Source organism: Paramicrobacterium salitolerans (assembly GCF_051513965.1).
Lineage (GTDB): Bacteria > Actinomycetota > Actinomycetes > Actinomycetales > Microbacteriaceae > Paramicrobacterium.
The window spans coordinates 2024187-2048626 of the sequence record NZ_CP195847.1; the positions used below are offsets into that span (position 1 = coordinate 2024187).

Consider the following 24440-nt stretch of genomic DNA (forward strand, 5'->3'; position numbering starts at 1 on the left):
TGACATCTCCTTACTGCTGCTTTTGCGGACTACGTCGCCGGAGCCGACACGTTGAAGGCGTCGGCCAGTTCGGCGATCTTGCGGGCGCGGCCGAGGCGCGGCAGGTCACTGCCGTCTCGGATGACGCATCCGCGAGCTTCGAAGTCGGCCAGGAACCCGTTGGCCCACGCGACATCAGTCGGCGTCGGGCTAATGACCTCGTTGATCACGGGTACCTGTTCGACATCAAGACAGAGCTTTCCGGTCATTCCCATAACGACCGTGGTTCCCGACTGCTCGCGGAGCAGCGGGTGGTTCGAACCGACGGTCGGACCGTCGATCGGGCCGGGCAGATTGCCGCAGCGACTCGCGACGACGAGCTTCGCGCGGGGGTAGGCCATGGCCTCCTTCTCAGCGGACATGCCGGTGTCGCGGCGGAAGTCACCGCTGCCGAACGCGAGTCGGAAGACTCCCTCAGCACGGGCGATCTCGGTCGCGCTCTCGATGCCGACGGCCGACTCGACGAGCGCGATCACGGGAACCCCGTCGCCGATCGCGTGAGCGGTGTGCTCAACCTGATCTGCGGACTCGGTCTTCGCGAGCATGACGCCCTCGAGACCGGGAGCTCCGCGGAGCGCGAGCAGATCGTCACTCCAGTACGGTGTGGTCGCGTCGTTGATGCGCACCCACGCGCGACCTCCCTCGGAGAGCCAGGTCACGACAGCTTCGCGCGCTTCCGGCTTGCGTGACGGGTCGACGGCATCCTCGATGTCGAGGATGATCGCGTCGGCCGCACTGGCGTCAGCCGCGTTGAAGTTCTCGGGCTTCGTAGCGGGAACGAGCAGCCACGAGCGCGCAAGCTTCGCCGGGACCGTTCGCGTACGACGCTTCTCCGTCGATACGCCCTGGTCGGCTGCCACGTCTGGGGCCTGAGTACTCATTCTTCCTAACCACCTTGTTATTCCGCAATATGAAACTCAAATATTGCTTATTGAAAACATTAGAGCGAGGAGCCGACGTTGTCAATCGCGTGGAGCAGGTTCTCATGATTGCCCCCGCGCACCGCTGCTTCCCTCCCTATAGAGGGTACGTCGGCCTGGTGACGGGCCGGGCGAAGCACCGCGAGGCCTCAGCGAATTCTGACGGATGCTCCGATCATGCCGCCTGGCGCAATCTCACTGCCCACTTAATGACAGTTACTGTCACTAAAGCGTAGAGTGAGGCTATGCCTCGAACACAGCTCCCCGCGTCGACGCTCGTCGAGATCTCGCGAAAGTGCGCGCTGCACGTGGCCGACCCGAACAGCACGCCCGACACGAAGTCGCTTGTCTCGGCATCCGGGCTGTCTGAACGCACGTTCTTTCGCTACTTCCCCACGAAAGCCGACTGCGTGCGTCCACTTCTCGACGACGGCAACCATCGGTTCGTCGACGGCATCGCCCAGCGCATCGAAGCGGCAGGCAGCGCGAGTCTGCTCGAGATCGTCGCAGACGCATTCGCGGAGGCCTTCGATGAGGCTGCCGCAGGCGAGAGTCTCTCGCTGCTGCGCGCCATCCTGTCGGTGCCGGAGTTCCATCGCGTCTGGCTGTCCACCAATGAGCAGATCACGCAGCGTCTGACGACGATCATCGCGGCGGCGCTGGCATGCGAGCCAGAGAGCCTCGAGGCTCACATCGCGGCAGCCCAGGCCACACTTCTGGCGACGACGGCGCTTCGTCACATGGCAGAGCATTCGACGGATGCCGCGACGGCTGCGCGCCTCGCTGCAGACGCCCTCTCAACCAACCCGCTCGGGCAACCGATCGGGCAACAGAAAACACCACAGTAAAGAGGAGACATCATGGATCTCACAGGCAAAGTCATCTTCGTCTCGGGCGGAGCTCGCGGACTCGGCGAGGCATATTCGCGCGGCATCGTCGCGGCTGGCGGCAAGGTCGTCATCGGCGACCTCCTGGACGACGACGGTCGCGCGGTTGCCGCTGATCTCGGCGATGACGCTCATTTCGTGCACCTCGATGTGACGGACACTGCATCGTGGGAAGCAGCGATCGCTGAGGCCGAGGAGCACTTCGGTCGCCTCGACGGCCTCGTGAACAATGCGGGAGTCTCCGCATCCGGCACCACGGTTGCGGACGAGCCGCTCGAGACGTTCCAGAAGATCATCCAGATCAACTTGGTCGGCGTGCACACGGGCATGCACTTCGCGATTCCTGCTCTGCGTCGCGCCGGCGGCGGATCGATCGTGAACATCTCGTCGGCAGCCGGTCTCATTGGGCTCGCGCTGACGAGCGGTTACGGTGCGGCGAAGTGGGGTGTGCGCGGTCTCTCCAAGGTCGCCGCAGTCGAGCTCGGCCGCGAGAAGATCCGCGTGAACTCAGTGCACCCGGGCATGGTTCTCACTCCCATGACGGCGCCCACGGGCATCTCGACAGACGAGGGTGCGTTCCCGAACAACCCGTTCCAGCGCGTCGGAACGCCCGACGAACTGGTCGGTGCGGTGCTCTACCTGCTCTCGGATGCCGCGTCGTACACGACCGGTGCGGAGATCGCGGTCGACGGTGGCTGGACTGCCGGCCCATCGATCGAGTACGTCATGGGGCAGTAATCACGCGACGAGCAGTGTGGCGGCGGCATCCGCATCGTGAATCGTCGTCACGCTGCTCGCAGCCTTCGCTCGGTCGCTCTCGCCCGACAGCGCTTTCATGCCCTGGTGCGCGATCACGATGATTGCGAGGCAGATCAGCACAGAGACCATGCAGCCTGCCACGACGACCAGTGACTGTGACTTCGTCATGTTGCTTTCCTCTGTTTCTCGTCTCAGTGACGGGCCGATATGTGGGCCCATTTGAGAGAGGGAGAAAGCGGTGAATCATGACGCGAGTTCTGAAAATCGGCCTTGGGATGCCGCAGGGGCAGGGATGCTACACAAATCCCTGCCCCTGCGGTGGTTCTTACTTAGGCGCGTGAACGCGTGCGCGCGATCAGCGCGAGGCCTCCGCCGATGAGCACCAGCAGCAGTGCCGCGAGCGGCAGCACCAGGCCGATGTTCGCACCGGTCACGGGCAGCGACTCTTCATCAGCGGTGTTCGTCGCGTCGTCAACAACGGGCGCTTCGGTCTCTTCGACGACGACTTCGTCCTCAACCTGAGGCGCCTCCTCCTCAGTCACCGGAGTCTCGTCTTCTTCCTCCACCGGTGCTTCGGGCTCCTCTTCACCGGGAACCTCCGGCTCGTCACCCTCGTCGGGAGTCTCGGTCTCTTCACCCTCGTCAGGTGTCTCGGGCTCTTCTTCGGGAGTCTCGGAGTTCTCCTCGCGCGGAGTGCAGTCAGTCAGAGGCGAGCCGCTCCACGGGTAAGCGTGCTGCTCGTTTCCGTTGCCGCGCGTAGTCAGGTCGCCTCCCACGAAGAGACGTCCGTTGGTCGATGCGGTGACGTCTGTGGCAGATTCAGCCGCTGGCACGAGGATGCTTCCAACGAACTGGCTCGTGCCGCCGATCGTCACGTCAGTGGCGTCCGCGAAGTTCCAGAGGATGCGCGCTGCGGCGTTGCCGATCACAGTTCCGGCAGTCACATTATCGATGCGGTCGCCAGCGGTGTCGGCAAGCGACTCGTAAACGCTGAAATCATTGAACGTGGCATTCACGTTCTCGCCAATCACGTTGATCAGGATCGGAGCCGAATCACCAAAGTTGATGAACCCAACAGAAGACGCACTTGCAACGTCGTCTGCGCTCACAGTAAATACCTGAAGGTTATCGCTCCCGTCGCCTTCGAGAATGAGACGACTGCCGTCCAAGAATCCCGCAGTGCCAGCTTCCTCGGTCAGGTCTGCGGAAAATTCAGCCAGTTCGTCTGCGAAGCCCGCGTAATTACCGAGCGCGTTGTCGACGCCGCTCGAGATGGAGCCTCCGTTTGTCTCAATGGAGTCCTCGCCTGTGATCTGCCCGCCCGCGACGACATTACCGCCGCCCGCGAAGGCACCGACAGGGTGCCCGACGTCGAGTTCCGATTCACCAACTAAGACAATGTCGCCACCGACGATGAGCATGTCGCTATCGACCTCAGGCACAATGCCGGACCCGACACCAACAGTGCCGATGTTGAAGAAACCCGAGTTGAAAGTCGCGCTGCCCGCGACGACGAGCGTTCCCTCGGTTTCAGCAGCGCCACCGTCCGCCAGGTAGTCGCCGCCGACAAAGACGTTGATATTCGAATCTGTGGCGAAGTATTGGTCGGTGTTGATTCCAGGGAACTCTCCCGGCACCGGGCACGTCTGTGTTTCGGCAGCCGTTGCACTCGGGGCTGCCTGCACGAGAGTCAGCCCGAAGGCTGCGGTTGCTGCAGCGAGGGTGAGGGCTGCGATTTTTCTAGGGAATACAGGGGCTGTGGATGCTCGAGGCACAGTGCTCCGTTCGGACTTTGGGCACCACCGAAGCTCGCCGCTGGGAGCAGCGACGAGCGTCGGCGATGGTAGGGAGAATCATCGGAAGCGCTAGGGTTTGCGCTCCCAAGACCATATAGGAAGGCTCCCTAACAAAACAGCTAAATTACGAAATACCTTGTGCCCACTTCGGGGGACAAAGCGAGAGATGCTCGAGAATTCCGGGCGCCCACGCCCACAACGACGGAGGGCATTCGCGGCCCATAGGTGAAGGCGAGTGGATGGAACCGTGATCCAGCTGCGTGATCCCGCGGGTAAACACAATTAAATGAACGATGTCTCGCGACATAAGAGAACTATGTCGCGAGACATCACAATGTCGGGGTGGCGGGATTCGAACCCACGACCTCCTCGTCCCGAACGAGGCGCGCTACCAAGCTGCGCCACACCCCGATTGGCCCTAAGGCCTCAACCATCCTAGCGGATGTTCAGCAGTGCTCGTGACACATCGCGGCTCATTCCGCCCTGATGTCGCCGATCAGCACGAGCTCGCCCTCGAGTTCGGCACGTCGATGGCGCGCGAGCGCAGCAATGTCGTCCGGTCCGGCATCACCCGCGGCATCCACAATCTTCTCAGCCGCGGCTGACAGCTGCTCGGCCGACACATCTTCCGTCGGCTCCCCCAGTTCATCGCGCAGCACAGTCGCTGCCCCAGCGCTCAGTCGCCCACCGACCACGGCGACCGCGATCGGCTGCCACCACGGCACATCCACCTCGATGTCGAGGTTCTGCGCTTCGATCACACCCTGAGCATCGATCACTCGTTCGGTTTCTGCAACCATCTCCCCCACTCGGGCAAGTCCCGCGGCCTCCGCAGACGACAGCCCCGCAAGTCGAGCCACCTGACCATCGGTGCGCACTGCGGTCTCCGCGGCGGCCACCGCGATGAGGGCATCCGCCGCCTGCCGCAGCTGCCCCGCCTGCCAGAGCAGCTGATTCACGGCATCATCAGGCATCTGCTGCACAAGAGTCGACACATTGCCGACGGCGGTTCGCCGACGCGAGCCGCCCGCTACACCCAGCCCGCTGACCGCCGACACTTCGGCGCGGTCATGCACGCGAGCCACCTTGTTTACGGCATCCTCCAGCCGTCTGAAGATATCCATTGCTCGATGGTATCGAACACATCTTCGAGTGACAATCCCAAGCTGGCGAGTTGCCCCATTTCACACGCGCCTGAATTAGCATTGTTCGACAGCGAGCAAAGCGAGGTAGCCGATGTCCGCACCGAAGGAGCCCGAGTTCCGCATCCTGGCCTTCAGCAACGACGGCGAGGCCGAAGCCCAACTGAGGGCTTTGCTGGCCGAGAAGGTGGCGGAGGCGAAGCTTCCCGCCCGCGTCGTCGCCGAGAAGGGTGTGATCACGGCCGCGGTGGACCTCATCATCGGGCTCTCGGCCGCAGACGTCGATCGTGCTGTGCGCTTTCTCCCCGAGGGAGCGACCGTCGCTTTCACCGCCGCTGACCTTGCGGACGCACTCAATCCGGCGGCGAGCATGGACCCGCGACTGCTCGTGACCGACGTGCGCCGACCGCGACGCGAGATTCCGCCAACCGTGAGCGAGCTGAGGGATGCCGTCGCGACAGCGCGCCGCAACTGTCCGACCTCCGACGGCGAGGGGCTCGGCGACCGCGACCTCGACGAGACAGTGGAGCTCATCGTCCACCACCTCGCCTCCTAACAGAGCGCCGCCGAGGCAGACTCCGGCAGAGCGATCAGCCGGCGGGCGTCGTCACGACGTGATGCGACCAGGCACCATCCGAATCGCGAGCGTACTCCACACGGGTGTGGTTGCGGTCTTCGCGCGCCTGCATGAACTCGATCTCGTCGGGGTCGAGCGTGTAGACCTGCCAGTCGGGGTTCGGGGACCCGGTGTAGCTCGGGCGCTTCTCCCAGTCAGCCTGCGACACGTCGTCGCCCAGGGCGCGCGCAGTTCCGGTCACACGAACCTGCCGGCCGGACTCGCGCCAGAAGAACACCATCGATGCGCGCGGGTTGCGCCCCAGTTCGACGCCCTTGCGTGAGGTTCGGTGCGTTGAGAAGTGGTAGCCGCTCTCATCGACGTCTTTCAGGATCAGCGTGCGACCCACAGGGGTTCCATCACGTCGCGTTGTCACGAACGTCATGGCGTGAGGCTGCCGCGCTCCGGTCTCGATCGCCTGGTTGAGCCACGCGACGAACAGCTCGGTCGGGTCGGCAGGCACGGCCTCGGGGTCGAGCACGGGCAGATCCGCGGGGAACGCCGGAAGCCCTCTCAACCGCTCGCGAATGTCATCCATCTGCACCTCCTTCACATGGGTTGTCAGCGTGTTTCCGAGCGTAGTCAACGTCACTGTCTGGCAGCACACGAGACAGTGAACGCCAACAGTTGAGTTGCATCGTCGGTCTGGAACAGGTGGTCGAGAGCGACGTTGAACTCAAGGCGCCGCGAGTTCGGGATGCTCACGGCGTCAAAGCCATGCGACATCAACTCTCCGGCCATCATCAGTCTGGCAGTGCGCTTGTTGCCATCGAAGTAGTACTGCGTGCGGGTCGCAGCCGCGTTATAGACAAGTGCGCGCTCTCGCGGATCTTCGATTTCCGAAAGCGCTTCGGTCAGCAGCTGCCAGCGTTGCTGAAGCTCGCCTTCGGGAACGCCGTCCACATACCCACCAGTGGTCAGCTGCACTGTGCCGCCACCGCGAACGGCCCCCTCGCCGCGGAAGTGTCCGGATTCGATCGCCTCATGCCGAGCCACGAGCGCGTGTACGTGGTCCGACGTCCGCTTGGAGAGGCGGAATTCTCCTGCGCCGACGAGTTCGTCGACAAAGCTGTAACCCTCGCTCAGCGCGAGGATCTGCTGCTCTTCTTCAATCCGCTTACCTTGCACAGTGGTTCCATCGAGCAGAGTCCTGACTTCCGGGAGTGTGAAAGTGTTGCCCTCCAGTGCTGCTGCGTTCCAGATGAGATCGGGTAGCGCGGCACGGAACCTGTGCCGCGCCTTTTCAACACCCACGGCTGTGATGAGAGAGACGTCGACCTGCGAGAAGTCCCAACTCACACCGGTCAGCTCCCGCTGGGCGGCCTGATCAGCCTGCTGCACCGAATCTGCCGCATTCGTCGCTCGCGCAGACTCGGATGCCTTCAAAGCGCTGACATCCCGTGAAGTTTTTGCCCATGTGCGTCGTACGTCGTTCATTCCGTCGACCAGCTTTCAGCGACCACGCGAGCCGCGCGCTCAAGTTCCCCGCCAAGACCGATGCAGTCGAGAAGAATTTGCACCGGCGCGACGTATCTCACCGCGCCTTCGCTCCACGAATCGACCTGCACAGCGTCAGTGATCTGGGCCACGACCACCTGCGCGTTGAGTGGCGACGTCACCCGAGTATGCGTGTCGAGGAGCATGCTGGCGGCGCGGTCTGGGTCTTGGACCCAGAGGATGCTGGCTCCAGCACGCGGCGCGTCACCCTCGGCCGCCGTGAGAGCAGCCCAGCCTGATACTGCCCAGGTGCCATCCGCGGCGCTCCCGGCAGACGCGAGGCGCAGGGCGCTGCGATCGCCACGAAACAGCAGTGCTGCTTTGCGCTCAGCGGGAGCGGATGCGCGACCAGCTACGGCGACGACATCCACAGGGTCGTCGAACTGCTCGAGCCGCTTCAGCCACTGTTGCTCGCTTGCGTTCGGCTCGTAACCCTCCATTGTCGGGTCGAGGAGCATTCGCGCCGCAGAAGCCGCGGCGGGGTCACTGAGCGGCCGCAGGTCGACCTCAAGGTCGAGGCCGTGCACGATCGCGAGTTCACGCAGCGTCGCCAGTGTCGGCTCTGTCTCACCGCGGGCAATCCGGTGGATCGTGGACCGGTTCACGCGCGAACGGCGTGCCAGTTCAGCTGCCGACATACCTGTCGGCGGCGTGACGAGACGGCGAATAAGTTGTTGCATACACGCAACTTTATCAAATTAGAGTTGCATCTGCGCAACATCAACCCGACAACACGCATACATGCTCGCGCTCTGCTCCTTCAACCCTCTTTCCCGAGAAAGTCCTCCGGCGTAAAGTCGGGGCCACGTGTCTTCGCTTTCGGCTGGTCTGGAGGTGGCTATGACGAACGATGCACTTGACGCATGGTGGCGAGCGGCCAATTACCTGAGTGCCGCGCAGATCTATCTGAAGAGCAACCCGCTGCTGCGGGAGCCTCTGACGGCTGAGGACATCAAGCCGCGGCTGCTGGGACACTGGGGCACGGCTCCCGGGTTGAACCTCGTCTATGCGCACCTCAACCGCATCATCACGGAGCGTCGTCAAGAGATGCTCTACGTCTGCGGCCCCGGCCACGGCGGCGCAGCGATGGTGGCGAACGCCTGGCTCGACGGCACCTACTCGGAGCTGATGCCGGAGGTCAGCTTCGACGAGAAGGGTCTCGCGCAGCTTGTCCGGCAGTTCTCCTTTCCTGGCGGCATCCCTTCACATGCTGCCCCGGAGACACCGGGCTCCATCAATGAGGGCGGCGAGTTGGGGTACTCGCTCATGCACGCGTATGGCGCAGCGCTCGACAACCCCAGCCTCGTGGTCGCGTGCGTCATCGGCGATGGCGAAGCCGAGACGGGTCCGCTGGCCGCGAGTTGGCGCGCCCACATGTTTCTGAACCCGGTGCGCGACGGCTTTGTGCTGCCGATTCTGCACCTGAACGGCTACAAGATCGCCTCGCCCACTCCCCTGGCGCGCATTCCCGACGGCTACCTGCACGCGTTTCTGCGCGGCAATGGCTACGAGCCGTTCACGGTCGAGGCGGGGCTCGATGACACGTCGGTGATACACCCGATGATGGCAGAGACGATGGATGCCGCTTTCGACCGCCTGGCCGAGATTCGCGCGGCCGGAATCGACGGCGCCTCGAGCATGCCGCGCTGGCCGGTCATCGTGATGCGCACGCCGAAGGGATGGACCGGTCCGCGCTTCGTCGACGGAAAACAGGTCGAGGGCACCGAGGCCTCGCACCAGATTCCGCTCAAGGAGGTGCGCGAAGATCCGGAGCACCTGCACCAGCTCGAGGGCTGGCTGCAGTCGTATCGCCCGGCCGAGCTGTTCACCGCAGACGGGGCACCGGCACCGATTCTCGACGAGATCCGTCCTGACCCAGGCCTCAGCATGAGTGCATCACCGCACGCGCAGGGCGGCATCGCGTCGCCGCTGACGCTGCCCGAGCTCGCACCGTACGAGGCTCCGGCGGTGACGGACGGCGGCACGGCATCCGACCCTGATGCGACGGCGCCGGCGACGACGGTCTTCGCGGGCTGGCTCACAGAGCTGATGCGCGCGAACCCCGACGCGTTCCGCCTGTTCGGCCCCGACGAGGTCGAGTCGAACCGTTTGGGCCAGGTGTTCGAGGTGACCGACCGCACGTGGAATCTCGACGAGCACGACACCGACACCAACCTGGGGCACGATGGCGCGGTCATCGAGGCGCTCAGCGAGCACCTGATGCAGGGGATGCTCGAGGGCTACCTCCTGAGCGGCCGCCACGGGCTCATCACGTCGTATGAGGCGTTCATCCACATCGTCGATTCGATGTTCAACCAGCACGCGAAGTGGCTTGAGGCCTCGCGTGACGTCGAATGGCGAAAGCCGGTCGCCTCGCTGAACTACCTGCTGTCGTCGCACGTGTGGCGGCAGGACCACAACGGCTTCTCACATCAGGACCCTGGCTTTCTCAATCTCGTGGTCAACAAGGGTCCCGACATCGTGCGTGTCTATCTGCCGCCCGATGCGAACACGCTGCTTTCGACCATGCGGCACGTCTTCGACACGCACGACCGCATCAACGTGGTGGTCGCGGGCAAGAACGACCAGCCGAGCTGGCTGAGCCTCGACGACGCCGAGAAGCACGCAGCGGCCGGCCTCGGCGTGTGGGACTGGGCTGGCAACGAGGGCAGCGGCATCCCGGGCTCAGACAGTGACAGCACGGATGCTGCAGCAGCCGCCGACCCGCACGTGGTCATCGCCTGTGCAGGCGATGTTCCGACGATCGAGGCGATCGCGGCCGCGCAGCTCATCCGCGAGACGTTGCCCGACCTTCGGGTGCGGGTTGTGAACGTGGTCGATCTCATGCGGCTGGCGTCGCATGAGCAGCATCCTCACGGTCTGTCTGATGCCGACTTCGATGCTGTGTTCACGCGCGAGTGCCCGGTGATCTTCGCGTTCCACGGGTATCCATCGCTCATTCACCAGCTGACGTACAAGCGCACGAACCACGCGGGCTTCCACGTGCACGGATTCGCCGAGCGCGGCACCACGACCACGCCGTTCGACATGGTTCACCTGAACGATCTCGACCGGTATGCCCTCGCGATCGACGCGGTCACGCGGGCCGGACTCGACGAGACGGGTGCCGGAAGCACGGCGATCCACGACTGGTGGACCGCCCGAGACGACGCGCGGGCATACGCCTACGAGCACGGCGAGGACCCGCCGTGGATCACGGACTGGGAGTTCCGCTTCCCCCAATGATGATGCTCATTTCTCAACTTGTGACCATTTCGCGACATACGTTCGCATAAGTCCGCGAGCTTGGAGCTATCTCAGCAGGCTCTACGTTCGACACCTTTCCCTGGTTATAGAGGGTTTCTGAACAATCGAAAGATTTGCACGATCTCCTGGGGCCAGCAAAATTTTGCCCCGTTGTGGGGGCTTAATGTCCCGTCATATTCACTCAAATTGACCCTCTCTCATGTCGAAAGACCCGTTCATAGACATGTACAAGGGGAAAAGTTGAAACAACATCGAGGTTGGCGGATGCTCGCAGCCGGCACCGTCGCGGCAGCAACGGCCGCGGCATTGTCGTTCACGGCAGCAGCGCCCGCGTTTGCTGATGGAACCAACGGCGAGGTGCGTGGGTACCTATGGCCAGGCGGCAACGGCGTTCCGAACTGGGAGGGCACATACCGAATGCCCGATGGAACGGAAGCATGGTGCGCTTCTGTGTGGGAGCCGGAGCCGATTTACGCCGATTCCTACGGCGATCCTGTGCCACTCACGAAAGAAGACGGAACAGCCCTCTCTTCCAGCGACATGAGCACACTCGCGTATGTGATCTCAACGGCGAGCCATATGGTCATCAACAAGTCCGGCAAGACCGCGGACTCGTACGCGGCCGCGGCATCCGTGATCATTCACGACAAGACCAACGGTGCACCGAACGAGTACAAGCCAGAGTGGCCGCTCGGCCACTTCGACAATGGCGACGACCCCCTCGGCACGGGCCAGCAGACTGACGCTGTTCACGGGATTTACGATTCGCTCCTCGCAGATGCCTCGAAATACGCGGGCCCGTGGACGATCGCGCTGGACGGTATCGACACTGTCACGTTGGGTGACACAGTCACGATTACAGGATCGCTGACGTCGGGCACTGGCGCCGGTGTCCCCAATCGCGACGTCACCTTCGACTCGACTGGAATCGACCTCGTGTCTACGACCGTCCCAACAAACGCTGATGGAGTGTTCACTGTCGAGGGGATTGTCACGGCAGAGGTCGCAAGCGCGACAGTGAGCCGCATCGCTCCCGCAGACACTGTGATGATGCGTGAACCTGTTTCTTGGGACTCAAACTCGGCTCGCCCGCAGAACATGATTCTGATCGATGACTCGGCTGTCTCGGACACTGTGAATCTGACAGTGGAAGCTGCTCCAGCGCCGTCGATCGGTACGTCAGCAACTGACCAGTCTGACGGCGACAAGATCATCGCTTGGGACGGTGGAACCGTCGTCGACGCCGTCTCCTACGAGAATCTCACGCCAGGCGAGGAATACACGCTCACCGGCGAACTCGTAAACAAGGAGACTGGTGAGAAGACCGGCATCACCGGCGAAACTACCTTCACCCCGACTGAGGCCAACGGCACCGTCGACGTCACCTTCACCGTCCCGGAAGGATTCGACGGAACCACCCTCGTCGCATACGAGAAACTCCTCGACTCCGAAGGCACCGTCATCGCCACCCATGAAGACATCAACGACGACGCACAGACCGTCACCGTCGAAGATAAGCCAGCGCCGTCGATCGGTACGTCAGCAACTGACCAGTCTGACGGCGACAAGATCATCGCTTGGGACGGTGGAACCGTCGTCGACGCCGTCTCCTACGAGAATCTCACGCCAGGCGAGGAATACACGCTCACCGGCGAACTCGTAAACAAGGAGACTGGTGAGAAGACCGGCATCACCGGCGAAACTACCTTCACCCCGACTGAGGCCAACGGCACCGTCGACGTCACCTTCACCGTCCCGGAAGGATTCGACGGAACCACCCTCGTCGCATACGAGAAACTCCTCGACTCCGAAGGCACCGTCATCGCCACCCATGAAGACATCAACGACGACGCACAGACCGTCACCGTCGAAGATAAGCCAAATGCGCCAGCACCATCGGCAGACGGTGATGAGCCGACCGCGACCGGCATCACCGCCCACACGGGCGGGACGCCGGTGGATGGTGCCTCGACTGGCATCTGGGTGTCGCTGATTCTTCTCGGGGCCGCGCTCAGCTTCGGTACGGCTGCGTACGCGCGACGTCGTCAAAACCAGTAAGTCCAATTGAAGCCGTTCGGGTGTCACCGAAATTCTCCGCCCCCTCGGTGGCACCCGAGCACACCCTTGTCTTTTCCGAGAGAGACGTATGAAAAAGCCGGAAACATTTGGCGTCGCGGCCGCGTGCATGGCGGTCGTTTTAATCTGCATCGGGGTAATTGGCCTGGTCAGTTCCGCAGAGGACTCCCCAGACGCAGTTCCAGACATGAATGGCAAGCCTGTCACCTTTGAAGCGGGTGCTAAGCCATCTCCCGAAGCTTCACCCACTCCAGATATTGGAACCGAGTTTGAGGTACCGTCGGTCGGGCTCGACATTCCGTTGGGAGCGCTGAGCGCCGTGAACGGCGAGATAACACCGCCCGGATTCACGTCGGCCTACTGGATCCGCAATGTGGGCGTGAGTCCCAAGGATGCCGACACAGGAACCGTCTACGTCGTCATGCACTCTCTTCGAGATGGCGCGGTGGGCCCCGGCAACTATCTGATCGATGTCGCAAACGAGCGGGCGGCTGTGGATGAAGGCGCGAAGATCCTCGTCGACGGCATCAGCTTTTCTGTCACGTCCTCACGGCATGTGTCCAAATCAGAGCTTCCAAATGATGCAGAAATCTGGGCTGACACGACTAACCGTCTCGTCATCATCACATGTCTGCAGCGCGCGGATGGGAGTCCATCGACAGACAACATGGTCATCATCGCCGAACGGACATAAACCCAATTTTCACGGTCACCGTCGACCAGTCGCATGTACGGCAGAACTTAGTGTGGAGGCAGAAGAATGACAGAGACAGGTGCAAGGACGCGAGCCTATCTGCGAACCACTCTCGACAACTTGGCGAGTCCGATCTGGCGAGGGACGACAGGACGTTTCTCGGTGCAGTCTGCATTGACCGTACCGGGCGTCGCAATGTACTCAGTCCTAGCTCTCGATCTTGACCTCAGCTTGCAGTTTCCCGGTGATGACGATGCGATCGTGCTCGTTCCTGCCCTCGGCGACATCGTCATTCGTTCAGATGACGAACCGTCAATCCATGCTCAGCCCAAGCAAGGCGTCTTCATCGGACCCGGTGGGGAGATCAAGGTGCACATCGCCACGTCTACCGCGCTCACCATCATCGTGCTGTCGAAGAAGAGGCTCGCCAATGCGGGAGCACGCATTCCCAGTCGCTACCTCCGCTTTGTGCAAGACGATGCCTGCATACGCACGCTCGAGGGTATGGCCGCTGCGAACGTCAGCGTTCACTCTCAAAGCCAGAATGCAGACACTCTCGCCCGAGTGGCGTATTACTTGACAATGACGGCAGCGCGCATTGCATTGCAGCGTGATTTGATGATCGATCTCGACCCGATCAATCACTTCGGCGTCGCAATGTCGGTGATCTCCTCGCGCAAGACGGACCCCCACCTTTCGGTCGCCTCGCTCGCTGAGTCTCTGTCACTTTCAGTGCGGCAGCTGAACCGAGTGTTTCAGAAGGAGGGAACCACTGTCGCGCGGGAGATTCGACGCGCACGGATGCTCGAAGCTCGCCGACTGCTCGAGAACTCTCCCGCGTCGCAACGTCTGAGCCTCGATCGCATCGCGTCATTGAGCGGCTTTCCAAGCGTCGCTGCTCTCCGCCGTGCGGCGAAAGCCGAAGGATCACCTGAGAATTGACGAAGCGCCTAGGAAGCTTCTGCTTCCTAGGCGCTTGTGACCGCTATCGCGCGGTCACAACATCCGAGCTCGACCCGGTGCTGTCAAGCTTCCAGGTACCAGCCTGCCGGTAGAGCTTCATTGTCGCTTCCTGCCCTCCGGCACGTGCGGTCACGCTCCCCCGTGTCTCGGAGTCAGCCACGAAGGTGGAGGCGTCGATTGCGAAGTCACTGGAAAATGCTGCTTGCGCGATCCCTGCGGCGGTCGGCGATACGCCATCAGCAAAGGCGACTGCGCCACAGAACACAGCGGCATCATTGCTTGTTGCCCCAGCGGCGATCTCGTCGGCACGGGCCTGGTCGAAAGTGGTGTTTGCCATTCTTCTGTCTCTCTTTTCGTCCGGTTTGATTCAGCCGCAGTGTCCGACGAAGATGCCGAACATGCCAACGCCAGTCAGCGTCTGGGTTGCTGCGTCGTCATCGCTTCGTGTGTTCGCGTTGCCAATGATCGCACCGGTACTGAGGGTGAAGTTCGTGAGCGCAAGAGCGGCCGCGATGCCTGTCACCTGCAGGGTGAGGCTCTCGCCGGCAGGTATCGGCTTACGCACGGTGATCTGCGCAGACTTGCCAGAGAGAACATTGATCTCCAAGAAGTCGCCATAGCCGCCAAACGTGAGGTTGCCGAGTCCGCCGCCGTTCAGAATGAACGTCGACCCAACTTCGATCGGAGCGCCCTCTGCGGTGATGTGGAACTGCGGAAACGACTGGCCGAATCCCATGATGTTGATGCCGTAGCACGACGATGAGATCGACACGTTCTCGTTGGTGGTGGATGCCGAGGCAGCCGGCGTTGCCACAGCGGTGGCGATCACGGGAACAGACCAGGCAGCTGCTGTGACCATGGTGCGGCGGTTCAGTCCGGCCGGTTTCTGGTCGTTCTGCTCAATCGAGTTGTTTGCCATGTAGTACCTCTCAGAAGAGATGAGTTGAGCACGTAGGGTTACATGCGGAACCCAGTCTTCTGAGCGGCAAGATCACGGCGCATGTGATGTCGCGATACGTGTTGAGAGACGGCGATCGACGCGGGTTCGTGGCGCGTCTTGAACTCATGGCTGGCGCAAATTAGCAACGGTCCGCCACTCAGGTTAAATGAATAGAGCGCGACGTTCACGACGTCGCGCTCCACCTACGAATTGATGAGCAGTTCTGCTTGCGTATTTAAGAATCCACTAGAGTGGATTCACTGCAGCACAGAAATTTTAACAGTCGCGATGCACTCATCAACGTAGGATGCAGAGGGCGTAGCGTCCCTCGCGAACTAGCACCGTCGCACATTCAGCGGCAATAGCATTAGTAAACTCTTCCTTGCCCGCAGCTGATGAGTCCCAGTTTCTCCAGAGTTCCGGAGTGCCGTCCCAGTCGGGCACGTCGTCAAGTGCGACCTGCGAACCGGCTAACACGATGATCGAAACGTTGGGTCCCCAGGCTGTGACGATAACGTCGAGGTCAGACTCGGCCACGGATGCCGCGACAGCACGCTGATCCGCCAGGGATTCTCCAAACCGCGACTGGTCGGAGATCTGAACGTGCCCCCACAACTGCGTCCCGAGTGCGGAGACGGCCACCACGGAGACTACGCCGGACACGATTCGCGACCAAGGCCCCCATGGACGCGAGCGCCACTGCTCGTCGAGCCATCGAGCAGCAAGTGCCACGAGAATCGGCACGAAAATGTATATCGCCATCGCGGCGTACCGCGGCCAATTCGGCGTATGCTCCGAGGCCAGCCACCACCCGAACCAGAGCACGAGTCCCAGCGCGGCGGCAATGGCGTAGGCGCGCTGCTCGCGGCGCTCTGCGATGGCGCCGGCATCCTCATCAGCGGGTGTGCGTAGCACGAGCACGCACACGGCGGCCAGCACAAAAACAATGAAGATGAGAGTCAACCAGGTTGGCGAGAACCATCCGGTGCCCAGCGCCGTCAGCTTCGACAGAGGGCTTACCGGGTCAATGTTCTGCCCGCCCGAGGTGAAGAACCAGTAGAACTCCTTCAGGTTCTGCCAGTATGCCGAGGGCCCGAGGGTGACGAGCTTCCACAGCTCATAGAGAACGTTCGGAATCACAGCGGCCAACGCGCACAGCACCACGCGAAGGGTGCGCGTGACGACGCTGCCGTCTGAAAGCAGGTAAATCGCAAGTGCGATCGGAATCGCCGCAAGCGCACCCAGCAGCTTCGTCTGCATCGCAAGCCCGATGAGCAGCCCCGCCAACCACGGCTGCCTACGCAGCGCGAGGAAGGCCCAGACGAGAAGCGCGGCAGCGGGAACTTCGCCGAGAATATCGACGGGCGACTGGATCGGCGAGCCCGAGAGCCATGTGTTCCAGCCCAGCGGCACGCACACAGCGGCGAGCGCAGCCCAGCGACCGCCGAGTCGCCCGCCCAGACGCCACAGGCCGACAACGAGTGCGATGTAGAACAGCAGAACGACAAGTCGGCCACCGATGACGGGGTCTGCTCCCATTGCGAGAACCGCGGCGACGGGCAAGAGAACAACCGGGCCGGTCGAAATGCGGGGGTCGAACGTGGTCAGCTGGCTGCCGCTCAGTGTGCCATCGCTGGTGTATCCAAGGCCGTTCACTAGGTTGATCGGCACAGTGAGGTTGAAAGCTTCGTCTTCCCATAGCCTCATGAAGAAGACGCCCTGAATCACGATCCACAGTTGCGCAGCGGCTACGACGGCAACAGCCACCCAAAACACAACTGTCATCCCGCGACGCCAGTTGAGGCTGGTCATGACGAGAACGCTCCCCCGCGGCGAGCCGGGGCTCCGGGGCGCAGGCTCACGGCCCAGACCTCGCGCGCGGCGCCTGCGATGAACGAGCGCAGACGCTTGGGGGGCAGCAGCGGAGTCGTACGTTGCGCTCCCCACATCGTTCCGTGCGCAGAATCACCGCGCCGGGGAATGCTCGTGACTCGCGCATATGCGATTTTCATTCCACTGCGCTTCTCTGCGAGCGAGAAGTGCACGTGGGGAACACTCGCTGTCGACGGAACGAGCTCCAGAAGAAAGCGCAGTGCCTCGGGCCGGTAGATGCGCAGAGGCGTGTTCACATCGGGCACGCGTGAACCGGCGACGAGCGCGACGACAGACCCCACCACAAACGTGATGGCTTTGCGATACCAGGGGTCTGTGCGCCCGCGGCGTACGCCATGCAGCACGTCGATGCCACGCTGTTCGTGCGCCGCGAGCAGCCGCGGGAAGTCTGCGGGCAGAAACTGTCCGTCACCGTCAACGTGCAGAATCACGTCGGGGTCGAGCTCGAGACCGGCACGATACGCGGCCAATGCTGTGGGCCCGTGGCCTCGGTTGCGCAGCGATGTGATGCCGATCAACTCGGGCATCGTCTCGCCCAGGCGGGCAAGCAGATCGGCGGTCTCGTCTGTCGAGCGGTCGTTGACGACGACGATCGAGAGCTTCTCGACGACCGGGGAAACGTGGGTCACGATTTCGGTGAGGAACCCCTCGAGGCCGTCAGATTCGTTATACGCCGGCATAACGATGGCAACGTGTCTGCGCGGCACAAACTCTCCCTGTCATCAGCATGATCTTAACTAGTAGTAGCGTAGTCGAGCCATGACACATCACTCGCGCCTCCGCCGCCTCATCGGGCTGAGTTCCCGATTCCTGACGGTCGGGGCCATCTCGACCCTGATCGAGATCGCGGCGTTCAATATTCTCCTCTACGGGTTGCACGTCGACGGTGTCTGGGCAAAGATCTTCGCCTCGCTCATCGCACTTGTGAACGCCTACTTCGGCAATCGCGAGTGGACGTTCAAGAACCGCGGCAAACACGGGCGGATGCTCGAAATCACGCTGTTTCTCATCGTCAATGGCATCTGCACGATGCTCGGCGCCGGCATCGTCGGTGCCGGGCTGTGGGCGTTCCCCGATTCCGGCCCCGTCGTGGTGAACATGATCAATCTGTTCAGCATCGGCGTCGTGGTCGCGCTTCGCTTTCTGCTCTACCACTTCGTGGTCTTCCGCGGAGTCCGCCCCAGCCGCACAGTCGTCGTCGAGCCCGATGCCGACAACCGCTAAGTCGCCTCGCGGCCGTTCTTCACCTGTCGGCCCAGCCCGGCGTACTCCCACCCGGCGGCCGCCCAGGAGTCAGCATCCAGGCAATTGCGCGCGTCGACGACGATCGGGGTGCGAACAACGCGATGCACCGCTGCCGGGTCGAGGTCTTTGTATTCCGGCCATTCGGTGACCACGACAACGGCATCCGCATCGGCGAGCGCCTCATCCGTTGGACCGTAGACGAGTTGAGGATGCAGCTGGCGCGCGTTCTTCATCGCCTGCGGGTCTGTCGCAACGACGTTCGCGCCGAGCCCGTTCAGCCGCACGGCGACATCAAGCGCGGGCGAGTCCCGCACATCGTCACTGTTGGGCTTGAACGCGAGGCCGAGAACGGCGACTTTCTTTTGGAAAACGCTGCCGCCGAGTTCCTCGGTGACCAGCTCAACCACTCGCTCCCGGCGGCGCAGGTTAATCGCGTCGACCTCCTTCAAGAAGGCCACCGACTCTCCGCGGCCCAGCTCCTCTGCACGCGCGGTGAACGCACGAATGTCCTTCGGCAGGCAGCCGCCTCCGAAGCCGACACCGGCGTTCAAAAACTTGCGCCCGATGCGCTTGTCGTGCCCGATTGCATCAGCCAGCTTTGTAACGTCGGCTCCCGTGACTTCCGCGATCTCGGCCATCGCGTTGATGAATGAGATCTTCGTCGCGAGAAACGCGTTCGCCGCCACCTTCACCAGCTCGGCCGTGGCAAAGTCGCTGACGATGACGGGGCTGCCTGCCTCGATCGCCGTCGCGTACACCTCGTTGAGCTTCTCAACAGACGTCGTGTCTCCGTCGGCCACGCCGTACACGAGCCGATCTGGCTCGATTGTGTCCTTGACGGCAAAGCCCTCGCGAAGAAACTCCGGGTTCCACACGAGGCGAGCCCCGCGGGCCTCGACGGCCTCTCGGAATGTTTCGGCGGTGCCGACAGGCACCGTCGACTTACCGACAACGACGTCACCGTCAGACAGGTGAGCGAGAAGACTCGTGATTGCAGAGTCCACATACGCCAGATCTGCTCCGCCAGCGTTCTGCAGCTGCGGCGTTCCAACAGCAATGAAATGAATATGCGCATCACGAGCATCAGCCAAATCTGTGCTGAACTTCAATCTGCCCGTCTCAATGCCCGCCGTCAGAAGCTCTGGCAACCCCGGCTCATAGATCGGCGAGCGACCAGCGGAGAGCGCGTTAATCTTTGCGCTGTCCAGATCAACCCCGATGACGTCGTGTCCAACAGATGCCATTGCCGCTGCATGAACGGCACCCAAATAGCCACAGCCGATGACCGAAATTTTCATGATGAGTTCAGCCTATCGGGCACTCCTGCGCGAATGACGTATGTGCGCACTCGAGAATGCACCACGTTCGAGGGACGCGCACGCAGGGGTTAATCCAAGTTCACAATTACAACGGCGATTCAACCTCGACCGGCTCATTGCGGTGCAAGCGAATAAGCCCCTCGACAAGAAGCGTGTCCACCGCTTGTTGGGTGACCAGCCTCGTATTAACGCCCTCGGGTGCCCCAAACTGCGCGATCAATGCTTCCTCAATCTGTTCAAGAGACGCGCCCGACTCAACCTCACTCCAGATCGTGGGAGACAGGCCCGAGAGTACACGGAGCGTTTTATCGCTCGTCGTGATGATGCTTCCCGCGGTCTCCACCGCCACTACGTCTTCTCGGCGAACGTACTCGCCCTCGTCTGGGCGCGCCGATGCCCGGCCACTGGCATCGTTCCAGCCAGTTTCCGGCTGGGTAATCGTAAGCAGATCCGCGAGAACGGCAGCTACTCCTTCGGCCTCCCCATACCTCAGCGTACGAATACCACCGGTCTTCTCGACGATGTCGGCCAACATACAGACCGAGTCAGGGATGTCTCCGAAGTAACTGATCTGCCCGGAAAGATCTTCAATCGCATCAGGGAGTGCAACAGATCCGATCACAGGCTCCCCGCTATGCTCATCGTCACGCTCGAACAGCACGATCGCCGCGAGATTCAACGGCATTTCCGGCAACGAGCACAAACCCAGTGCATCCGGCGAGGTTTGGGTCTTCTTCCACTTCTTCTCGGGATTCTCGATGATTGAAAGAGGCTTACGGTATGGGTACACGCGCAAATCTCGGTCGATCGCAATCGTTTCATCCGAGACATACCCATAATGCTTTCCCAAGTGTGACGCGAGCGTTGTCTTTCCTCCGCCAGACGGCGCGACAAACGCGGCAACACGCCCATCCTGCAACGACACACCAGCAGCATGAAGCATCAGATGTTCCCCACGAGCGCGCTCGATGCCCTGCAACGTGACCTTCGTCGACGATGCCATAGCGACCGCGTCATAGTCTGCACCGTAAACGTCATACTCTTGCGCGTTCGATGCGTTTGTGCCGACTGTCATTGTTGAGTCCGGCCCGCCCCGCGCAACTGTTGCACCAGACCATGCATCGACGAGCCGTTCGAAGTGCTCCTGTGGTTCGTCATTCAGAAATTCGAGTCGAATGGTCGAACCGAGGACATCAAGATCAATCTTGCGCGCTCTGGCATTGAGCTCTGCCACAGAGAGCCTCCTTCCCACCGACGTCGTAAAGTAATCTTATGAGTGTAGTGCTGGTACTGCTCTCACTCGCACCCCCAGCAGTGCTGACCTTTTGCGCAATACTCAATGTGCGCAATCACCACGCGAGTCGTCATACGCCCGGCAACCTCACAAACCTCAGTCTCCGACCTAACGGCTTCTGTGTTCTGTACTCGCGCATTCCGCCCTGCGAGGCATTACTTGGGATTGCAGAATCAGTCTCAGGAAGCGTCAGCTACGCCATGTCACGCCTAGCAGCGACGCGCCACCTGCATAGTGTTTGCCACATACGCTCTCGATTTCCAGCTCGCACAAGCTAAATCTAATCCCGCTTGCCTAGTCAAGCTATTCGTGAGCAACCTTTCGTCGAGAGCGTCAACGATCGGGTGTCGAATTAGCTGCCGCAACAGCATCAGCCGTCCCCGCCACGAGAGCGGCTATCTGTTGCTTGCCTTCAGCAACCTTGGTAGCAACGAGTCCATTCTGCCCAAGTAACACAGCAGAGGGCACAATGTGGATACCCAACGCGCGACGCGCCGCCAGCGCGCCATAGTATGAGTCTTCGTGCAAATCTGGATAAAGTTGCTGCACGTCAGACGCTCGCGAAGAGGTCACGGCGACGAGGGTGACGCTGCGGCCGAGTTGATTCTTCCAATCAGCCCATCTCTCAGCAACGAATGCGCAACCTCCGCATCCGGATTTAATAAAGAAGACCAATACGGCGCGGTTCGACGCAAAATCCTTCAGATTCCAAACGAGCCCGTCCCGCGAGACAATCTCAACGCCAGGAATTGAGTCGTTCTCTTGCGCCGCCAGATCCGATAAGTATTGAGAGCCTTCCCGTGCATTCAGCATCACACGCAGAGTTCGCACATGCCGTCGCTGATTAACTATCAGACCTGCAATTGCGAATACTCCAACGACAAACGATATGCATCCCCACGTCGGAGCTGAGTTTGAGCCAACAAGCGCCGCGGCAAGTGTGCTGCTGTCTAGCGGGTTGAATAGTGTCGTCGCGCTGAGCGCGGCAAAGGCTACGTTTCTCAGAACCGTGAATCCATCAATCGGCGACTTCGAAAAAGCCCCGAAGCATCCGCAGTCAAAGCTTCGGCCCCGTCGCACTTCACGCCAGATGAGAAGCGCAAAAGTTAGGAACATCCCAACAGATACCGTCGCGGCGATTGCACGAATCAACCCGACAGTGAATGTTAGAGAGACCGCGAGTAATAACTCCGCAATCGGAAGCCCATATTGCCCTGCGCGGGCTAGCGCAGGCTGGAAGCCAAAGTTCTCAATCGCGTGTCGCGCTCGTGCTGGCGCCAGAAATTTCGATATAGCCGAGGCCAGAAGCACGAAACTAACAATTCCGGCCGATGCGAAGAGAAACGCATCGGCCGGAACAGTAATACTCATATTTATGAAGCTTAGCCACAAACCTGAAGTGCAACGTCGACGATGCCCAGTACATTTACGGACGTTCCAAGGGCTGTCGAAACCTCAGCGCTATTAGCAGCTCCCGGCGCCGTGCTTGGGTTGTCCGTGCCTGCAAGAGCGAGCGTCATGTCGCTAGCGACGCGGATATCAGCGAGCGCGCCCAGGAGATCGAGCGCGAAGGACTGGCCCTCCGCGAGATCCTGCTCAAGGGTAATTGTGGCCGTGTTGCCAACGCGGATGATGTTTAGCGCGTCGAGGCCGATTGCGCCGGTTACGCTCAATGCGTTGACGTTGACGAGACCGCCGTCAGTAAGTGTGAACTGAGTACCAGCCGGGATCGTGCCTTCTGCAGCGGTGACAGTGAAACTACGAGTGGCAGGGTCCAGACCCAGAACTCCGGTTAGGGCATTAAGAATGTTGCTTGCAAGACCGGCGGCGCGGAAGTCACCTTCACATGTACCTGTCACCTGGACATCGAACTGGTCAGCTGTTGATGCCGATGCCATTGGCGTAGCGGCCGCTACAGCGATAACGGGAACTGACCATGCGGCCCCCTTAACCATTGTTCGACGCGAGAGACCGTTCTCGTTGCGTCCCTTAACTTCAGTCATGTCGTCCTTTCGATAGCGCAAAAGTCACTGCGTACGAAAGTAGTTATTGGAGCGCGCCTTTGCCAGACATCTCTCAGATTTGTGCGCAATCAGGTCGCTTCGCGACGCAAATTGTCCTCGTATGCCCCCCTTTTGCGGGTAATGCGGGTGGTTATGTGACCCCCTTTCGCAAATCGGAAGGGTTCGGGCGTCCGAGTCGGTTGAATGCCCTTCTCATCGTTACGTTCGAGGTGAATCCTGCTCTGTGAGCAATCTCCTCCAGGCTTAAGATGTTGTAGCGATGCGACGTGAGCATGGCAGAAGCAGCATCAACTCGGTGAGATTGGATCACATCGCTCACTGTCGTATTCGCCTCGGAGAATGCCGACTGGAGACGCCTTAGGGATATCTGCGTTTCGACTGCTACGACTTGAGAAGACAACATCGGATCCGAGTAACTCTGAGCGATGATGGCTCTCGCTCGGTCTCGAATCGATCCGTCACCTGTCGGCTCGCCGTTAAAATCAGCGAGGGTATCAAGTAGAATACCGCCCGCCATTTCAACGAGAAGTTGCCCAACGGCGTACGCCTCAACGGCTGTGGTTGCTGAATTTTCAACAGCGGAGACCTGACGCACAAAGGCGTGAGCCGCCCGCGCAAGTACTCGCTTGTGATCCACGTGGATAGGGGCGTCCGGTTTATCCGGAAGCATCCCATCGAGTAGATGCATTGGGAACCTGACCAGAAAATATGAACTCTCTGCCGTAACGGAGATCCGGTACCTATACCGGAGAGGTACTACAAGACTTTCGCCCGCAGTTACGCTCTTAGGCTGTTCATCTCGAAGTAAGATCTGACCGGAATCGACAAAGACGATCCCAACGTCATCCATCGCGAGTTTCGTCGGTCCCTTGATCTCAAATGCGCGAGCCGAGGCCTTTATGACCGTTACATCCCCGAATTCCCACCGATATGAGCTCCAAAAGAATGCTCGAGGTGCTGGTGAGATAAAGCCGTACGCAGAGAGACTCTTCAAACCCGCCGCGCCCACATATGTGGTTTCGATCGCCATTAGTACTTAAACCTTTCGCCCAATGTTCGATTGGTAATT

Annotated in this window: 24 protein-coding genes and 1 tRNA gene; 8 read left to right on the forward strand and 17 right to left on the reverse strand. The window is 61.1% G+C overall.

What is annotated here, in order from left to right; all coding sequences use genetic code 11:
- Positions 1 to 29: 29 nt before the first annotated feature.
- A complete protein-coding gene (locus tag ACSAGD_RS09685) occupies positions 30 to 920 on the reverse strand; it encodes an HpcH/HpaI aldolase/citrate lyase family protein (RefSeq protein ID WP_437582521.1) in 891 nt (296 codons plus the stop codon).
- Positions 921 to 1204: 284 nt separating this feature from the next.
- On the opposite strand from ACSAGD_RS09685, the gene ACSAGD_RS09690 reads away from it, so the two are divergent.
- A complete protein-coding gene (locus ACSAGD_RS09690) occupies positions 1205 to 1807 on the forward strand; it encodes a TetR/AcrR family transcriptional regulator (protein ID WP_437582522.1) in 603 nt (200 codons plus the stop codon).
- Between the two features lie 12 nt (positions 1808 to 1819).
- Complete coding sequence (locus ACSAGD_RS09695; RefSeq protein ID WP_437582523.1) at positions 1820 to 2584, forward strand: SDR family oxidoreductase; 765 nt, start codon at positions 1820 to 1822, stop codon at positions 2582 to 2584.
- Here the strand turns inward: ACSAGD_RS09695 and ACSAGD_RS09700 are convergent, their stop codons facing one another.
- From ACSAGD_RS09700 to ACSAGD_RS09715, 4 genes are all read right to left on the reverse strand, one after another.
- Positions 2585 to 2773, reverse strand: coding sequence for a hypothetical protein (locus ACSAGD_RS09700; protein ID WP_437582524.1), 189 nt, complete (start codon positions 2771 to 2773; stop codon positions 2585 to 2587).
- A 161-nt stretch (positions 2774 to 2934) separates the two neighbouring features.
- A complete protein-coding gene (locus ACSAGD_RS09705) occupies positions 2935 to 4242 on the reverse strand; it encodes a choice-of-anchor A family protein (protein WP_437582525.1) in 1308 nt (435 codons plus the stop codon).
- 496 nt (positions 4243 to 4738) lie between these two features.
- A tRNA-Pro gene (locus ACSAGD_RS09710) sits at positions 4739 to 4812 on the reverse strand.
- Positions 4813 to 4874: 62 nt separating this feature from the next.
- Positions 4875 to 5525, reverse strand: a complete 651-nt coding sequence (locus ACSAGD_RS09715; RefSeq protein ID WP_437582526.1) for a hypothetical protein — start codon at positions 5523 to 5525, stop codon at positions 4875 to 4877.
- A 112-nt stretch (positions 5526 to 5637) separates the two neighbouring features.
- On the opposite strand from ACSAGD_RS09715, the gene ACSAGD_RS09720 reads away from it, so the two are divergent.
- Positions 5638 to 6099 (forward strand): hypothetical protein, encoded by a 462-nt coding sequence (locus ACSAGD_RS09720; protein ID WP_437582527.1) that lies wholly within the window; start codon positions 5638 to 5640, stop codon positions 6097 to 6099.
- A 34-nt stretch (positions 6100 to 6133) separates the two neighbouring features.
- On the opposite strand, the gene ACSAGD_RS09725 is transcribed toward ACSAGD_RS09720, so the two are convergent.
- The 3 genes from ACSAGD_RS09725 to ACSAGD_RS09735 are packed head-to-tail and all read right to left on the reverse strand — an operon-like array spanning position 6134 to position 8336.
- Positions 6134 to 6697: a pyridoxine/pyridoxamine 5'-phosphate oxidase gene (locus tag ACSAGD_RS09725; protein ID WP_437582528.1), complete on the reverse strand. Its 564-nt coding sequence runs from the start codon at positions 6695 to 6697 to the stop codon at positions 6134 to 6136.
- Between the two features lie 50 nt (positions 6698 to 6747).
- Entirely contained in the window at positions 6748 to 7596 is an 849-nt protein-coding gene (locus tag ACSAGD_RS09730) for a hypothetical protein (protein WP_437582529.1), read from the reverse strand.
- A complete protein-coding gene (locus tag ACSAGD_RS09735) occupies positions 7593 to 8336 on the reverse strand; it encodes a helix-turn-helix transcriptional regulator (RefSeq protein ID WP_437582530.1) in 744 nt (247 codons plus the stop codon). Before ACSAGD_RS09735 ends, ACSAGD_RS09730 begins: the two co-directional genes overlap by 4 nt.
- A gap of 160 nt (positions 8337 to 8496) precedes the next feature.
- Between ACSAGD_RS09735 and ACSAGD_RS09740 the strand changes: the two genes are divergently transcribed.
- The 4 genes from ACSAGD_RS09740 (at position 8497) to ACSAGD_RS09755 (ending at position 14635) form a co-directional block, all read left to right on the forward strand.
- Positions 8497 to 10902 carry a phosphoketolase family protein gene (locus ACSAGD_RS09740; protein WP_437582531.1) on the forward strand — a complete coding sequence of 802 codons (2406 nt, stop codon included), beginning with the start codon at positions 8497 to 8499 and terminating at the stop codon, positions 10900 to 10902.
- A gap of 261 nt (positions 10903 to 11163) precedes the next feature.
- Positions 11164 to 12981 (forward strand): VaFE repeat-containing surface-anchored protein, encoded by a 1818-nt coding sequence (locus tag ACSAGD_RS09745; RefSeq protein ID WP_437582532.1) that lies wholly within the window; start codon positions 11164 to 11166, stop codon positions 12979 to 12981.
- An 88-nt stretch (positions 12982 to 13069) separates the two neighbouring features.
- Complete coding sequence (locus ACSAGD_RS09750; RefSeq protein WP_437582534.1) at positions 13070 to 13693, forward strand: class F sortase; 624 nt, start codon at positions 13070 to 13072, stop codon at positions 13691 to 13693.
- A 195-nt stretch (positions 13694 to 13888) separates the two neighbouring features.
- Positions 13889 to 14635, forward strand: coding sequence for a helix-turn-helix domain-containing protein (locus ACSAGD_RS09755; protein WP_437582535.1), 747 nt, complete (start codon positions 13889 to 13891; stop codon positions 14633 to 14635).
- A 43-nt stretch (positions 14636 to 14678) separates the two neighbouring features.
- Here ACSAGD_RS09755 and ACSAGD_RS09760 read toward each other — a convergent pair whose 3' ends face one another.
- The 4 genes from ACSAGD_RS09760 to ACSAGD_RS09775 form a co-directional block, all read right to left on the reverse strand.
- Entirely contained in the window at positions 14679 to 14993 is a 315-nt protein-coding gene (locus tag ACSAGD_RS09760) for a hypothetical protein (RefSeq protein ID WP_437582536.1), read from the reverse strand.
- Positions 14994 to 15023: 30 nt separating this feature from the next.
- Positions 15024 to 15575 (reverse strand): hypothetical protein, encoded by a 552-nt coding sequence (locus ACSAGD_RS09765; protein WP_437582537.1) that lies wholly within the window; start codon positions 15573 to 15575, stop codon positions 15024 to 15026.
- A 318-nt stretch (positions 15576 to 15893) separates the two neighbouring features.
- Positions 15894 to 17381: a glycosyltransferase family 39 protein gene (locus tag ACSAGD_RS09770; RefSeq protein WP_437582539.1), complete on the reverse strand. Its 1488-nt coding sequence runs from the start codon at positions 17379 to 17381 to the stop codon at positions 15894 to 15896.
- A gap of 23 nt (positions 17382 to 17404) precedes the next feature.
- Positions 17405 to 18196 carry a glycosyltransferase family 2 protein gene (locus tag ACSAGD_RS09775; RefSeq protein WP_437582540.1) on the reverse strand — a complete coding sequence of 264 codons (792 nt, stop codon included), beginning with the start codon at positions 18194 to 18196 and terminating at the stop codon, positions 17405 to 17407.
- 52 nt (positions 18197 to 18248) lie between these two features.
- Here ACSAGD_RS09775 and ACSAGD_RS09780 point away from each other — a divergent pair, with 52 nt between their 5' ends.
- Complete coding sequence (locus ACSAGD_RS09780; protein WP_437582541.1) at positions 18249 to 18713, forward strand: GtrA family protein; 465 nt, start codon at positions 18249 to 18251, stop codon at positions 18711 to 18713.
- Here the strand turns inward: ACSAGD_RS09780 and ACSAGD_RS09785 are convergent.
- From ACSAGD_RS09785 to ACSAGD_RS09805, 5 genes are all read right to left on the reverse strand, one after another.
- Complete coding sequence (locus tag ACSAGD_RS09785; protein ID WP_437582542.1) at positions 18710 to 20032, reverse strand: UDP-glucose dehydrogenase family protein; 1323 nt, start codon at positions 20030 to 20032, stop codon at positions 18710 to 18712. The genes ACSAGD_RS09780 and ACSAGD_RS09785 overlap by 4 nt on opposite strands.
- Positions 20033 to 20138: 106 nt before the next feature.
- A complete protein-coding gene (locus tag ACSAGD_RS09790; RefSeq protein ID WP_437582543.1) occupies positions 20139 to 21287 on the reverse strand; it encodes a hypothetical protein in 1149 nt (382 codons plus the stop codon).
- Between the two features lie 393 nt (positions 21288 to 21680).
- On the reverse strand, positions 21681 to 22718 hold the full coding sequence (locus ACSAGD_RS09795; RefSeq protein WP_437582544.1) for a MauE/DoxX family redox-associated membrane protein: 1038 nt from the start codon (positions 22716 to 22718) through the stop codon (positions 21681 to 21683).
- Positions 22719 to 22729: 11 nt separating this feature from the next.
- Positions 22730 to 23350 carry a hypothetical protein gene (locus ACSAGD_RS09800; RefSeq protein ID WP_437582545.1) on the reverse strand — a complete coding sequence of 207 codons (621 nt, stop codon included), beginning with the start codon at positions 23348 to 23350 and terminating at the stop codon, positions 22730 to 22732.
- A gap of 151 nt (positions 23351 to 23501) precedes the next feature.
- Positions 23502 to 24401: a helix-turn-helix domain-containing protein gene (locus ACSAGD_RS09805; protein ID WP_437582546.1), complete on the reverse strand. Its 900-nt coding sequence runs from the start codon at positions 24399 to 24401 to the stop codon at positions 23502 to 23504.
- Positions 24402 to 24440 lie beyond the last annotated feature (39 nt).

Coding starts and splice junctions, on each gene's coding strand:
- ACSAGD_RS09695 (WP_437582523.1), top strand. CDS start 1,820: ATGGATCTCACAGGCAAAGTCATCTTCGTCTCGGGCGGAGCTCGCGGA.
- ACSAGD_RS09770 (WP_437582539.1), bottom strand. CDS start 17,381: ATGACAGTTGTGTTTTGGGTGGCTGTTGCCGTCGTAGCCGCTGCGCAA.
- ACSAGD_RS09805 (WP_437582546.1), bottom strand. CDS start 24,401: ATGGCGATCGAAACCACATATGTGGGCGCGGCGGGTTTGAAGAGTCTC.
- ACSAGD_RS09795 (WP_437582544.1), bottom strand. CDS start 22,718: ATGAGTATTACTGTTCCGGCCGATGCGTTTCTCTTCGCATCGGCCGGA.
- ACSAGD_RS09735 (WP_437582530.1), bottom strand. CDS start 8,336: ATGCAACAACTTATTCGCCGTCTCGTCACGCCGCCGACAGGTATGTCG.
- ACSAGD_RS09730 (WP_437582529.1), bottom strand. CDS start 7,596: ATGAACGACGTACGACGCACATGGGCAAAAACTTCACGGGATGTCAGC.
- ACSAGD_RS09685 (WP_437582521.1), bottom strand. CDS start 920: ATGAGTACTCAGGCCCCAGACGTGGCAGCCGACCAGGGCGTATCGACG.
- ACSAGD_RS09760 (WP_437582536.1), bottom strand. CDS start 14,993: ATGGCAAACACCACTTTCGACCAGGCCCGTGCCGACGAGATCGCCGCT.
- ACSAGD_RS09715 (WP_437582526.1), bottom strand. CDS start 5,525: ATGGATATCTTCAGACGGCTGGAGGATGCCGTAAACAAGGTGGCTCGC.
- ACSAGD_RS09750 (WP_437582534.1), top strand. CDS start 13,070: ATGAAAAAGCCGGAAACATTTGGCGTCGCGGCCGCGTGCATGGCGGTC.
- ACSAGD_RS09740 (WP_437582531.1), top strand. CDS start 8,497: ATGACGAACGATGCACTTGACGCATGGTGGCGAGCGGCCAATTACCTG.
- ACSAGD_RS09755 (WP_437582535.1), top strand. CDS start 13,889: ATGTACTCAGTCCTAGCTCTCGATCTTGACCTCAGCTTGCAGTTTCCC.
- ACSAGD_RS09725 (WP_437582528.1), bottom strand. CDS start 6,697: ATGGATGACATTCGCGAGCGGTTGAGAGGGCTTCCGGCGTTCCCCGCG.
- ACSAGD_RS09800 (WP_437582545.1), bottom strand. CDS start 23,350: ATGACTGAAGTTAAGGGACGCAACGAGAACGGTCTCTCGCGTCGAACA.
- ACSAGD_RS09700 (WP_437582524.1), bottom strand. CDS start 2,773: ATGACGAAGTCACAGTCACTGGTCGTCGTGGCAGGCTGCATGGTCTCT.
- ACSAGD_RS09765 (WP_437582537.1), bottom strand. CDS start 15,575: ATGGCAAACAACTCGATTGAGCAGAACGACCAGAAACCGGCCGGACTG.
- ACSAGD_RS09780 (WP_437582541.1), top strand. CDS start 18,249: ATGACACATCACTCGCGCCTCCGCCGCCTCATCGGGCTGAGTTCCCGA.
- ACSAGD_RS09785 (WP_437582542.1), bottom strand. CDS start 20,032: ATGAAAATTTCGGTCATCGGCTGTGGCTATTTGGGTGCCGTTCATGCA.
- ACSAGD_RS09720 (WP_437582527.1), top strand. CDS start 5,638: ATGTCCGCACCGAAGGAGCCCGAGTTCCGCATCCTGGCCTTCAGCAAC.
- ACSAGD_RS09690 (WP_437582522.1), top strand. CDS start 1,205: ATGCCTCGAACACAGCTCCCCGCGTCGACGCTCGTCGAGATCTCGCGA.